The 13,649-nt window shown below is 38.3% G+C and carries 12 protein-coding genes and 1 other RNA gene; 12 read left to right on the forward strand and 1 reads right to left on the reverse strand.

Annotated features, from left to right (window positions below; genetic code table 11):
- Positions 1-29 precede the first annotated feature (29 nt).
- From tpiA to eno, 3 genes are read left to right on the forward strand one after another with little or no spacing between them, the layout of a single operon-like run.
- Complete coding sequence (gene tpiA, locus A6J74_RS18850; protein ID WP_001231042.1) at positions 30-785, forward strand: triose-phosphate isomerase; 756 nt, start codon at positions 30-32, stop codon at positions 783-785.
- Complete coding sequence (gene gpmI / locus A6J74_RS18855) at positions 782-2,311, forward strand: 2,3-bisphosphoglycerate-independent phosphoglycerate mutase (protein ID WP_001231145.1); 1,530 nt, start codon at positions 782-784, stop codon at positions 2,309-2,311. Before tpiA ends, gpmI begins: the two co-directional genes overlap by 4 nt.
- Positions 2,312-2,341: 30 nt before the next feature.
- On the forward strand, positions 2,342-3,637 hold the full coding sequence (eno, locus tag A6J74_RS18860) for a phosphopyruvate hydratase (protein WP_000103945.1): 1,296 nt from the start codon (positions 2,342-2,344) through the stop codon (positions 3,635-3,637).
- Between the two features lie 51 nt (positions 3,638-3,688).
- On the opposite strand, the gene A6J74_RS18865 is transcribed toward eno, so the two are convergent.
- Positions 3,689-4,639, reverse strand: a complete 951-nt coding sequence (locus A6J74_RS18865) for a nucleoside hydrolase (RefSeq protein ID WP_001125061.1) — start codon at positions 4,637-4,639, stop codon at positions 3,689-3,691.
- Positions 4,640-4,991: 352 nt separating this feature from the next.
- On the opposite strand from A6J74_RS18865, the gene A6J74_RS18870 reads away from it, so the two are divergent.
- From A6J74_RS18870 to A6J74_RS18915, 9 genes are all read left to right on the forward strand, one after another.
- Entirely contained in the window at positions 4,992-5,357 is a 366-nt protein-coding gene (locus A6J74_RS18870; protein ID WP_000673221.1) for a CidA/LrgA family holin-like protein, read from the forward strand.
- Positions 5,357-6,049 (forward strand): LrgB family protein, encoded by a 693-nt coding sequence (locus A6J74_RS18875; RefSeq protein ID WP_000078356.1) that lies wholly within the window; start codon positions 5,357-5,359, stop codon positions 6,047-6,049. Before A6J74_RS18870 ends, A6J74_RS18875 begins: the two co-directional genes overlap by 1 nt.
- A gap of 94 nt (positions 6,050-6,143) precedes the next feature.
- Positions 6,144-6,377, forward strand: coding sequence for a preprotein translocase subunit SecG (secG, locus tag A6J74_RS18880; RefSeq protein WP_000557263.1), 234 nt, complete (start codon positions 6,144-6,146; stop codon positions 6,375-6,377).
- A 162-nt stretch (positions 6,378-6,539) separates the two neighbouring features.
- Positions 6,540-7,280 (forward strand): carboxylesterase, encoded by a 741-nt coding sequence (gene estA, locus A6J74_RS18885; protein ID WP_000761983.1) that lies wholly within the window; start codon positions 6,540-6,542, stop codon positions 7,278-7,280.
- A gap of 189 nt (positions 7,281-7,469) precedes the next feature.
- Positions 7,470-9,857 carry a ribonuclease R gene (gene rnr / locus A6J74_RS18890; protein ID WP_370115456.1) on the forward strand — a complete coding sequence of 796 codons (2,388 nt, stop codon included), beginning with the start codon at positions 7,470-7,472 and terminating at the stop codon, positions 9,855-9,857.
- Positions 9,858-10,164: 307 nt separating this feature from the next.
- Positions 10,165-10,632, forward strand: a complete 468-nt coding sequence (gene smpB / locus A6J74_RS18900; protein ID WP_001123917.1) for an SsrA-binding protein — start codon at positions 10,165-10,167, stop codon at positions 10,630-10,632.
- A 126-nt stretch (positions 10,633-10,758) separates the two neighbouring features.
- Positions 10,759-11,113, forward strand: a transfer-messenger RNA (tmRNA) gene (ssrA, locus tag A6J74_RS18905).
- A gap of 440 nt (positions 11,114-11,553) precedes the next feature.
- On the forward strand, positions 11,554-12,231 hold the full coding sequence (locus A6J74_RS18910; protein WP_000815822.1) for a response regulator transcription factor: 678 nt from the start codon (positions 11,554-11,556) through the stop codon (positions 12,229-12,231).
- A 385-nt stretch (positions 12,232-12,616) separates the two neighbouring features.
- Complete coding sequence (locus tag A6J74_RS18915) at positions 12,617-13,633, forward strand: siderophore ABC transporter substrate-binding protein (RefSeq protein WP_000749444.1); 1,017 nt, start codon at positions 12,617-12,619, stop codon at positions 13,631-13,633.
- Positions 13,634-13,649: the final 16 nt, after the last annotated feature.

The following is a 13,649-nucleotide window of genomic DNA, read 5'->3' on the forward strand; positions in this document are numbered from 1 at the left end:
GCAGCCAAAGAAAAAGGACGGTGCAAAGCATGCGTAAACCAATTATCGCAGGTAACTGGAAAATGAATAAAACTCTATCTGAAGCAGTTAGCTTCGTAGAGGAAGTTAAAGGTCAAATCCCAGCAGCTTCAGCTGTTGATGCAGTAGTTTGCTCTCCAGCTCTATTCTTAGAGCGCTTAGTAGCAGCAACTGAAGGAACTGACTTACAAGTAGGTGCACAAAACATGCACTTCGAAAAAAATGGTGCATTCACTGGCGAAATTAGCCCAGTAGCACTTAGCGACTTAAAAGTAGGCTACGTAGTACTTGGCCACTCTGAGCGTCGTGAAATGTTTGCTGAAACAGACGAATCAGTAAACAAAAAGACTCTTGCAGCATTTGAACATGGTTTAACACCAATCGTATGTTGTGGTGAGACTTTAGAAGAGCGCGAAAGCGGAAAAACATTTGATCTAGTAGCAGGTCAAGTGACAAAAGCACTTGCAGGTTTAACAGAAGAGCAAGTTAAAGCAACTGTTATCGCTTATGAGCCAATATGGGCTATCGGTACAGGTAAATCATCTTCTTCTGCAGATGCAAACGAAGTATGTGCGCACATCCGTAAAGTTGTTGCAGAAGCTGTTTCTCCAGAAGCTGCAGAAGCTGTTCGTATTCAATACGGCGGTAGCGTAAAACCAGAAAACATTAAAGAGTATATGGCACAATCTGACATCGACGGCGCTTTAGTTGGCGGTGCTAGCTTAGAGCCTGCTTCGTTCTTAGGTCTTCTGGGGGCGGTAAAATGAGAAAGCCAACAGCTTTAATCATTCTTGACGGTTTCGGACTTCGTGAAGAAACTCATGGGAATGCTGTAGCACAAGCTAAGAAACCTAATTTTGATGGTTACTGGAACAAATTCCCTCATACAACGCTTACAGCTTGTGGTGAGGAAGTAGGTCTTCCAGAAGGTCAAATGGGTAACTCTGAGGTTGGTCACTTAAATATCGGTGCTGGCCGCATCGTATACCAAAGCTTAACACGCGTAAACGTTGCAATTCGTGAAGGTGAGTTCGATCAGAACGAAACATTCCAAAATGCAATTAAAAGCGTGAAAGAAAAAGGTACTGCTCTTCATTTATTCGGTTTACTTTCTGACGGTGGTGTGCACAGTCACATGAACCATATGTTTGCTCTTCTTCGCTTAGCAGCAAAAGAAGGCGTGGAGAAAGTTTATATCCATGCGTTCTTAGATGGCCGCGATGTTGGACCACAAACAGCAAAAGGTTATATCGATGCAACAAATGAAGTAATTAAAGAAACAGGTGTAGGACAATTCGCGACTATCTCTGGTCGTTATTACTCCATGGACCGTGACAAGCGTTGGGATCGCGTAGAAAAATGTTACAGTGCTATGGTGAATGGTGAAGGCCCTACTTATAAATCAGCAGAAGAGTGTGTAGAAGACTCTTATGCGAACGGTATCTATGATGAATTCGTATTGCCGTCTGTAATTGTTAACGAAGATAACACGCCAGTTGCAACAATCAATGATGATGATGCAGTTATTTTCTATAACTTCCGTCCAGACCGTGCAATTCAAATTGCTCGTGTATTTACAAACGAAGACTTCCGTGAGTTCGATCGTGGTGAAAAAGTACCTCACATTCCTGAATTCGTTTGTATGACACACTTCAGTGAAACTGTAGATGGTTACGTGGCATTTAAGCCAATGAACCTTGATAACACTTTAGGTGAAGTTGTTGCGCAAGCGGGATTAAAGCAACTTCGCATCGCGGAAACTGAAAAGTATCCGCACGTTACATTCTTCTTTAGCGGTGGTCGTGAGGCTGAATTCCCAGGAGAAGAGCGTATCTTAATTAACTCACCAAAGGTTGCAACGTATGATTTGAAACCTGAAATGAGCATTTACGAAGTAACGGACGCTTTAGTAAATGAAATCGAAAATGATAAACATGATGTTATCATTCTTAACTTTGCGAACTGTGATATGGTTGGCCATTCTGGGATGATGGAACCAACAATTAAAGCAGTAGAAGCAACTGACGAATGTTTAGGAAAAGTTGTAGAAGCGATTCTTGCAAAAGATGGTGTAGCACTTATTACTGCTGACCATGGTAATGCTGATCAGGAGTTAACTGCTGATGGCGGGCCTATGACAGCTCATACAACTAACCCGGTTCCTTTCATCGTTACAAAAAATGATGTAGAGCTTCGTGAAGGTGGTATTTTAGGAGATATCGCCCCAACAATGCTTACACTTTTAAATGTGGAACAACCGAAAGAAATGACAGGTAAAACAATTATTAAATAATTTGCTTATATAAAAAGGAGAGAATTTATTATGTCAACAATTATTGATGTTTATGCTCGCGAAGTCCTTGACTCTCGTGGTAACCCAACTGTAGAAGTAGAAGTTTACACAGAAAGCGGCGCTTTCGGACGCGCTATCGTACCAAGTGGTGCATCTACTGGTGAGCACGAAGCAGTAGAATTACGTGACGGTGACAAATCTCGTTACCTTGGTAAAGGTGTTATTAACGCAGTAAACAACGTTAACGAAATTATCGCTCCAGAAATCGCTGGTTTCGATGTAACTGACCAAGCTGGTATCGACCGTGCTATGATCGAATTAGATGGCACTCCAAACAAAGGTAAACTAGGCGCTAACGCTATCCTTGGTGTATCTATGGCAGTAGCTCATGCAGCAGCTGACTTCGTAGGTCTTCCATTATACCGTTACCTTGGTGGATTCAATGCAAAACAATTACCAACTCCAATGATGAACATCATCAACGGTGGTTCTCACGCTGATAACAACGTAGACTTCCAAGAGTTCATGATCTTACCAGTTGGTGCTCCAACATTCAAAGAATCAATCCGTATGGGTGCTGAAGTATTCCATGCACTTAAAGCTGTATTACATGACAAAGGTCTTAATACGGCAGTAGGTGACGAAGGTGGATTCGCTCCAAACCTTGGTTCTAACCGTGAAGCTCTAGAAGTAATCATCGAAGCTATCGAAAAAGCTGGTTACAAAGCTGGCGAGAACGTATTCTTAGGAATGGACGTTGCTTCTTCTGAGTTCTACAACAAAGAAACTGGTAAATATGACCTTGCAGGCGAAGGCCGTACTGGCTTAACTTCTGCAGAAATGGTTGATTTCTACGAAGAGCTTTGCAAAGACTTCCCAATCATCTCTATCGAAGATGGTTTAGACGAAAACGACTGGGATGGTCACAAATTATTAACTGAGCGTATCGGTGATAAAGTACAATTAGTTGGTGACGATTTATTCGTAACTAACACTCAAAAACTTGCTGAAGGTATCGAAAAAGGTATCTCTAACTCAATCTTAATTAAAGTTAACCAAATCGGTACTTTAACTGAGACTTTCGAAGCTATCGAAATGGCTAAACGTGCTGGTTACACAGCAGTTGTATCTCACCGTTCTGGTGAAACTGAAGATGCTACAATCGCTGACATCGCAGTTGCAACTAACGCTGGCCAAATCAAAACTGGTTCTATGAGCCGTACTGACCGTATTGCTAAGTACAACCAATTATTACGCATCGAAGACGAATTAGGCGAAATCGCTGTTTACGATGGTATCAAATCTTTCTATAACATCAAACGATAATTGTAGAAAATAAACGACAGACCGTGAGAAATCACGGTCTGTTTTTTTATGCTAAAATTGTTCGCCCGTCATAAATGACATGAAATGTTTGAAGAAGCGATTATAATCAAAATCAATTGCTATTTGATGACTCGGCCAATCAATAAATGGTTTAGATTCTCCTAAAGAGCGAAATTCTCCAATACTTGCCCCCTGTGCATAAGATTCTGTCATGACAACGATAGGTGATTTGTGATATGTAAACATAGCGTTATCAAGTAAAGCGAGTATTGGTATTGTGTCATGGAAGGGGCTGCCCTTTAAATGTGGTAGGGCGTCTTTATAATATCCGTAGTAATAGTGATCGAATAACGGTTTGACAAGTGGAGCTTTTCCTTTTGCCTCGATGTATTCGGCCATTTCTGGTGTAATGATGGAGTATTGGGTGACGTTTAATGGGTATATGTACATGTTAGTTGCGGATTGAAGGACTATATTAGCGGCAGTAGGATCGCCATAAAAGTTTGCTTCGGAAATAGGGGTAACATTACCAGGATGGAGAAAAGCACCGCCCATTACGTAGAAAGATTTAATTTGCTCCATTAATTGTTTACATACGATAAATAAAATTGCTAGGGAGGTAAGTCTTCCTAAACTTACGATGATTAATTCATCTTTATACTGTTCAATAAGAGGAATAACTTCAAAAAAATTCTCCATTTCTTCGTTAGTCACATTCTCCTTTGGAATAATTGGGCCGAGTCCCTGTTTCCCGTGTACATCTGTAAAAAAAGCAGGAGGGGCACCAGTAATTGGCCGTTCTGATCCACCAAAGATTTTGATATTTCTACCCTCTACTTCGTTTGTAAGAAAATGAGCATTTTCTACGGCCATTTTTTTTGGAACATTGCCGTAATCAGCAACGATACCGACTATTTCTATTTCATCGATAAAGAATGCTAAGAGGAGAGCCATCGTATCATCGATTCCAGGATCACAAAAAATAAGAACTTTTTTGGGCATATGTTCACCACCTATCTTGTTTATCCCGTACAAACTTGCTTGGTGAGGGCTAATAATCAATAGGGATGAGGACACCCTCATTGATTAAAGTTTCACTTTATATATATGTAAGTTTAAGGATAAAAAGATTATTTTATTGAAATAATAGTATCGGAAATTCAGAAAATAAAAACTTTTTATATTAGGTCAATGTTTTTGACGTAATTTTTGTTTGGAAATGCAGTCATATCAAGGTTGTAAGCGTATAACATAGGCTGTTTTTGCTGTCAAGTTGATAAATTGCAGCTTTTTACAATTTATACTATGATAAAGATATTAACAGAAGATCGTATAAACATGAGGGATGATGAACATGAAATTTACAAAGATCCTTGTCCAAATTGCTGCTCTTTATGTGTTTTATATGGTTGGAACTTGGGTGCAAGAAATGTTGAATATTCCAATTCCAGGAAGCTTGATTGGGATGTTTCTTTTACTTGTTTTACTTAGCCTAAAAGTACTTCCAGTGAAATGGTTTGATTTAGGAGCGGAAACACTCGTCGCTATTATGCCGTTTTTATTAATTCCGCCAACGCTTGGCTTAATGAATTACGGTGCTTTTTTTATGAGTAAAGGAATTTCTCTTTTCATTACAGTTGTAGCGAGTACGTTTTTAATTATCATTGTCGCAGGACATACAGGGCAATATCTTGCGAATAGAAAGGAAAGAGAGTCGTGATGAGTCAAATATTAACCGGAATCGGTTGGGTTCTTTTTACGGTGCTATTATATCAATTATCTAAAAAAATCTATCAATTATTTCCAACACCATTTACTATTCCAATGCTTGTAGCGACAGGATTAATGGCTTTCTTATTTATTGTGCTTGATATACCATATCAACATTATATGGAAAGCGGTGGTGGCTGGATTGCGAAGTTACTTGGACCAGGTGTTGTAGCATTTGCAATCCCGCTTTACAAACAACGTCATGTGCTGCAAAAATATGTTGTACCGATTGCGGGCGGAGTATTAGTAGGTACAACAGTTGCGATTGCGAGTGATTTTGCTATTGCCTCACTTATGGGAACAGATAAAAGTTTAATTTTATCTTCATTACCAAAATCAGTGACAATGCCGGTTGCGATGAGCGTTTCTGAACAAGTTGGTGGTGTTCCATCCTTAACAGCGGCATTCGTAGTTATCGCAGGTATTACTGGAACGATTACAGGTCCAATTTTATTAAAATGGAGCCGCGTTACAAACTCGGTTGGTAAAGGTATCGGATTTGGATGTGCTTCTCATATTATGGGTGTTATGAGAGCAATGAAAAATAACGAACATGAAGGTGTTATTGGATCGGTAACAATGACATTAACAGCAATTTTGACATGTTTGCTCGGACCGTTATTTGCAATGATGTTTATGTAATAGAAGAAAAGCGAGAGCGACTCTATAGCTCTCGCTTTTCTATAGGATTTATGCTACAGTTAAAATAACTGAATCTTTGTAGGAGGTACGCCAAGTGCATACGTTATTATCCGTTTTACTTATTATTGTATCGATTTTAATGATTGTTATGGTACTTATGCAGTCTAGTAATAGCTCAGGCCTTTCAGGTGCAATTTCCGGCGGTGCAGAGCAATTATTTGGTAAGCAAAAAGCACGTGGAATTGAAGCGGTATTAAACCGTATTACAATTGTTTTAGCTGTATTGTTCTTTGTATTAACAATTGCTGTTACGTACTTAAACTTATAGAATTGAAAGAAGAAGCGTTAGTAGTTTGTACTAATGGTTCTTCTTTTTTTATTTTGTTATTTGAAAAAAGTTTCTAATTAGATTATAGAAATATAAATATGGTACACTAAGATATAGAAAGAATACGACTAGATTACAGAAGAGAAAGAGGAGAAGTACATGATGAAATTAGCATCTCCGAAACCATTTACATTTGAGGGTGGAGACCGCGCTGTTTTATTACTACATGGATTCACAGGAAACTCAGCTGATGTACGTATGTTAGGGCGTTTCTTAGAAAAGAAAGGCTATACTTGTCATGCGCCAATTTATAAAGGACACGGCGTACCACCAGAAGAACTTGTTCATACAGGTCCTACAGATTGGTGGCAAGATGTAACGGAGGCATATCAGCTTTTAAAAGATAAAGGCTTTGAGAAAATTGCTGTCGTTGGTTTGTCACTAGGCGGAGTATTTTCTCTGAAATTAGCATATACAATCCCTGTTTTAGGTGTGGTACCAATGTGTGCACCGATGTATATTAAGAGTGAAGAAACAATGTACCAAGGTATATTGGCATATGCTCGCGAATATAAAAAGCGTGAGCAAAAATCACCAGAGCAAATTGAACAAGAAATGTTGGAATTCCAACAGACACCGATGAATACATTAAAAGCATTACAAGAGCTAATTGCTGATGTACGTAATAATGTTGATATGATTTATGCACCGACGTTTGTTGTACAAGCGCGTCATGATGAAATGATTAATACGGATAGTGCTAACATTATTTATAACGGTGTAGAATCAACGTTAAAGGACATTAAATGGTATGAAGACTCTACGCATGTCATTACACTTGATAAGCAACGTGACGAGCTACATGAGGATGTATATAACTTCTTGGAGCAACTAGATTGGTAAGATCTAGTTGCCTCTTTTTTTCATAAGGAAATTTTTATGGAAACTGTAAAAAAATCATTAGGGGAGTATTGAATTTTCGCTTTATACATCCCCCATCTTTCGGATACACTAAATAATATAAGGGTTTAAAGGAGGTATTTTTGCTTGGAAGAAATCATACAAGAAAATATTGATAAGTTGTTATTATTTATGAGAGAAGAAGCGTATAAACCGTTAACGATACAAGAGTTAGAAGAGGCATTTGGAATTGAAGGTTCTGAGGGCTTTAAAGATTTTGTAAAGGCACTTGTAATGATGGAAGAGAAGGGACTTGTTATTCGTACACGTAGCAATCGTTATGGTCTTCCTGAAAAGATGAATTTAGTGCGTGGTAAGTTAATTGGACATGCGCGTGGCTTTGCTTTCGTTGTGCCAGAAGAGAAGAAAACGGGAGATGATGATCTTTTCATTCCTCCTACAGAATTAAACGGTGCACTTCACGGTGATACAGTATTAGCACGCCTAAGTTCACAATCAAGTGGTTCACGTCAAGAAGGTTCAATTGTACGCATTTTAGAACGTGGAACGAAAGAACTAGTTGGTACATATACAGAATCGAAAAACTTTGGGTTTGTTATACCTGACAATAAGCGTTGGACAAGTGATATTTTCATCTTGAAAAGCGCATCCATGGGTGCTGTAGAAGGCCATAAAGTAGTTGTTAAAATTACGAGCTATCCAGAGAATCGTTTAAGTGCGGAAGGTGAAGTTATTCAAATTTTAGGTCATAAAAATGATCCAGGAGTAGATATTTTATCGGTCATCCATAAACATCATTTACCTTTAGCATTTCCTGAGGAAGTGATGGAGCATGCAAACAGTGTACCAGAAACGATTTCAGAAGAAGACTTGAAAGATCGCCGTGATTTACGTGACCAAATGATTGTAACGATTGATGGTGCAGACGCGAAGGACTTAGATGATGCTGTTACAGTAACGAAGCTTGAGAACGGTAATTACAAGCTTGGTGTTCATATTGCGGATGTAAGTCATTACGTTGAAGAAGGTTCTCCAATTGATGTTGAAGCAGCGGAAAGAGCGACGAGTGTATATCTTGTTGATCGTGTAATTCCAATGATTCCACATCGTCTATCTAACGGTATTTGTTCATTAAATCCGAAAGTAGACCGTCTGACACTGTCTTGTGAAATGGAAATCAACAACTTAGGTGATGTTGTCAAACACGAGATTTTCCAAAGTGTGATTAAAACGACAGAGCGTATGACATATGCTGACGTAAGAAGCATTTTAGAAGATGAGGACGAAGAGTTAATCAAGCGCTATGAACCGTTAGTACCAATGTTTAAAGAGATGGGCCAATTGGCACAAATTTTACGTGAAAAGCGTATGCGCCGTGGTGCAATCGACTTTGACTTTAAAGAAGCAAAAGTATTAGTAGATGAAGAAGGAAAACCGACTGATGTTGTAATGCGTGATCGTTCTGTATCAGAAAAGTTAATTGAAGAATTTATGCTTGTTGCGAACGAAACCGTAGCAGAACACTTCCACTGGATGAACGTACCATTCATGTACCGTGTCCATGAAGATCCGAAAGAAGATAAGTTAGAGCGATTCTTCGAGTTTGTAACGAACTTCGGATATGCGGTAAAAGGACGTGCGAATGAAGTACATCCTCGTGCATTGCAACAAATTCTTGAAATGGTTCAAGGACAGCCTGAAGAAGTAGTAATTTCAACGGTTATGCTTCGTTCTATGAAGCAAGCACGTTACGATTCGGAAAGCTTAGGACATTTCGGCTTATCAACTGAGTTCTACACGCATTTCACATCGCCGATTCGTCGTTATCCAGATACGATCGTTCATAGATTGATTCGTGAATACGTCATTAACGGTAAAGTCGACAGTGAAACACAAGCGAAATGGCGTGAAAACTTACCAGAGATTGCAGAGCACTCTTCTAATATGGAACGTCGTGCTGTTGAAGCAGAGCGTGAAACAGACGAAATGAAAAAAGCAGAGTATATGGTCGATAAGATCGGTGAAGAGTATGACGGTATGATTAGCTCTGTAACAAACTTCGGTTTATTCGTAGAGCTTCCAAATACAATTGAAGGTCTTGTACATGTTAGTTACTTAACGGATGATTACTACCGTTACGACGAGAAGCATTTCGCAATGATCGGAGAACGTACAGGTAACGTATTCCGCATCGGTGACGAAATTACAATTCGTGTTATTAACGTAAACAAAGACGAGCGCGCAATTGACTTTGAAATCGTTGGCATGAAAGGTACACCTCGCCGTAAGTTCAAAGATCGTCCAGTCGTTATCGAACAGCCAAGAACAGGCAGAAAGAAACGGGGTGGACGTAGCGAGCGCAGTAATGAGCGCGGCGGCGAACGCGGTACAGGTAGAAAATTTGACCGTGGTGGCAAAGGTAACAGCACAGGAAGAGGATCCGCATCAGCATCCACGTCCGCTAGTCAGCCAGGGAAAAAAGATGGTAATGGCAAGAAGAAAAAAGGATTCTTTGAAAACGTACCAGGATTCAAGAAGAAAAAGAAAAAGCGTAAGTAAGAAAAGAGTGGCTTCGCTTTGATGAAAAGCGGGGCCGTTTTTCTTTTTATTGGTCATTTCACTCCCTCGAACGAAGCAAAAAGCGCTTCTCTGTCGGGAGTTCCAATGTCCAAAGATTCTGAGCGAGCTACTTTCGCTTTTTGTGTAATCCAGCTACAGTGGCTAGAATGTTTGGCGACTTCGCTTCTTCCCCAGAGGCAAAGGGCGCCTCAAGGTCAGAAGCTCCATCCACCTCACATTCTGAACGAGCCACTTTCGCTTTTTGTTTACATTTGTTACAATAGTAAAAATAGAGGAGGGACGTTATATGCCAAAAGGTACAGGTAAGGTTATTGCACAAAATAAAAAAGCATTTCATGATTATTTCATCGAAGAAACATACGAAGCAGGGCTTGTCCTTCAAGGAACGGAAATTAAGTCGATTCGCGCTGGTCGCGTGAACTTGAAAGATGCGTTTGCACGTATACATAATGGTGAAGTATGGGTTCATAATATGCATATTAATACGTACGAGCAAGGGAATCGTTTCAACCATGATCCGCTTCGCACGAGAAAATTACTTCTTCATAAAAAAGAAATTGATAAACTAGCGGGAGCTGCAAAAGAAACAGGTTACGCATTAGTTCCACTTAGAATCTATTTGAAAAATGGATTTGCAAAGATGGCACTTGGTTTAGCAAAAGGTAAGAAACAATATGATAAACGTCATGATTTAAAAGAGAAAGAAGCGAAACGTGAAATTGCACGCGTGTTCCGTGATCGCCAAAAGATGTAATACAGATATTTACATTTGTAAAACGGCGCGCGTATGATATAATAACTTATGTAAGGTTATTGCACATTGAAAAACAGCTCTTAGTAGCTATCACGATATTTTCTTCGTATGCTCCATTTTTATCATGGGGACGTTACGGATTCGACAGGGATAGTTCGAGCTTAGGTTGCGAGTCGAGGGGATCGGCCTCGTTAAAACGTCAAAGCCTATAATTGGCAAACAAAACAATCTTTCTTTAGCTGCTTAATTGCACTAAAGGTTCCTCCCTCCATCGTCCATGTGGTAGGGTAAGGGACTCAAACTAAGTGGACTACGCCGGAGTTCGCCGTCTGAGGGCGAAGGAAGAGAACAATCAGACTAGCAACTTGGAAGCCTGTCGATAGGCCGAAGAGTTTGCGAAATGCTAATATATCGACTACACTCGTAGAAGCTTAAGTGCCGATATTTTTGGACGTGGGTTCGACTCCCACCGTCTCCACCAATACATATTTGGTGGTTTTTTTATTTTTGTGATATGAACCATAATTTTGCCAGGTTGGCGAGGTTATGGTTCTTTTTGTTTGTGGCAAAGTTATGGTTCTAAAAATAGAATGTATCTAATTTCTTGGTTCTTTCAATTACATCATCAATGCATCTTGTGTGTTATCCCTTAACTATCACAATTTTATCCAGTAAAAGCCTGATTGGTGAGGACTCATAAGCAGTGGGGGATGAACATCTCTATTTAATTAACACTTCGCTTTATTTGAATCTTCATATGTTTTGTGTTTTTATCCATACCTATTGTAAGATTATATAGAGTTCTCCTAATAAACTGTTTTAGTGGATTAATTAGGGGTTTTAAATTTATAAATCTTAAATTGTTTTTTGGGGATAATTTTTTATCTAAATAAGTTATATTGAAGTAGAGGTGAACCATCGGTGAAGCAGGTGTTGGTGATTAAAAATGAACGGTCTTCAGCAAAGAAAATTGTAAGCGGTCTAACGCAAGAAGGCTATTTCATTTTAAAACTTCACAATGAAAACCAAGGTTTAAATATAATATATGAACAAGATTGGGATATTATCATATTGGATTGGGACTCATTAAGTATATCGGGACCAGAAATTTGCAGACAAATACGACTTGTTAAAACGACACCGATCATTATTGTGACCGACAATATTTCTAGTAAGGATTGCATAGCAGGGCTACAAGCAGGAGCAGATGATTATATAAGAAAACCATTTGTGAAAGAAGAATTAGTAGCAAGGGTTCAAGCAATTTTAAGGAGAAGTGACTATATCCAGCAAAATGAGATGAATTTTTTTCAGTTTAAAGATCTCTTTGTTGATGCATCTAGCAATATTGTGAAAAAAGGTGGCGAAAATCTCTCACTTACTAAGCGCGAGTATGATTTACTTGTATTTTTAATTAAAAACAAAAACACAATATTGAGCCGTGAGATGCTTTTGAATCAAGTTTGGGGATATAACGTAGTAGTAAATCCAAATGTAGTAGATTTATATATTGGGTATGTAAGAAAAAAGTTAAAGTGCGAGAAGAAAGACAGATATATTCAAACGATACATGGCAGAGGCTATTCAATGATTGACTGATAAAAATAAGATAATAAAAAACGAGTAAAACTATTTCATTCCGTTTTACTCGTTTTTTTATTAAATGTGATAATCAAATAGTTTCTTAGAAGTATTAAAAGACGTAAAAAAATGGATTATGAAAATATTAGCTATTAATGAGCGTGTTTTGTAGAGGAAATCATGGTTAATCAACACGCCTGACGTCACATATTACTTTTTATGCCTGATTTTATGAATTCACACCATTCACAAGATTTTCACAGAATTAATGACTATACTAATTAACAGGATGTTCAAATGAAAATGATTATCAATAGCGATTCAATTGAATAAAAGTTACCTTCTAATTCAATCTATGGATGTCATCATTTTCGAAATAAATCACACTATAAGGAGTATACATATGAAAAAATCTATGCTTTTAAAATTAGTGAGTATTCTAGCAGTTTTCACTTTAATGTTAGTAGCTTGCTCAGATTCAAGTAAAGAAACTTCGAAGGCTAATAATAAAGATAATGGTAGTGATAAGCCAAAAACGGTTGAAATCACTGATGCTCATGGAACTGTTAAAGTCCCTGTAAACCCAAAGAATGTAGTTGCTTTGGATAACAGAACTTTTGAAACTTTATCTGATTGGGGAATTAAATTAGCGGCTGCTCCAAAGGATATCATGCCTGCTGATTCAGCATATAAAAAGGATGAAAAAGTTCAAAATATTGGGAATCACCGTGAACCAAATCTAGAAATTATTGCAGCTGCAAACCCTGACCTTGTAATCGTTGGTCAAAGATTTGCTGATCATTACGAAGAGATCAAAAAATTAGTGCCAAAAGCAGCTGTTATTGATCTTAATTTTGATGTTTCTGAGAAATCTACTACGCCTGGGAAAAACTTAGTAAAAGGACTTAAAGATTCTACAATTACTTTAGGGAAAATCTTTGATAAAGATAAAGAAGCTAAAAAATTAGTGGCTGATTTTGATAAATCTATTGAAACTGCAAAATCTGCTTATAACGGGAAAGATAAAGTTATGAGTGTTATCGTTACTGGTGGGAATATTGGTTTTGCTGCTCCACATTCTGGTCGTGTTTGGGGACCAATGTATGAAATTTTCGGTTGGGTTCCAGCACTAGAAGTTTCAAATTCTACTGCAGGTCATAAAGGTGATGACGTTTCTGTTGAAGCTATTGCACAAACAAATCCTGATTGGCTTTTCGTATTAGATCGTGATGCTGCAACATCTGATGCAGCTACTTCAACACCTGCTAAGGATGTTATTTCTAAATCACCAGCTCTTCAAAACACAACTGCTGTTTCTAAAAAACAAGTTGTTTATGCACCAGAAGATACTTACACAAATGAATCAATTCAGACTTATATAGAGTTGTTTGGAAATCTTGCAAAAACTTTAGCTAAGTAGTGTAAAGGAGTACGAA

This window comes from Bacillus sp. FDAARGOS_235 (assembly GCF_002073415.2).
Lineage (GTDB): Bacteria > Bacillota > Bacilli > Bacillales > Bacillaceae_G > Bacillus_A > Bacillus_A toyonensis.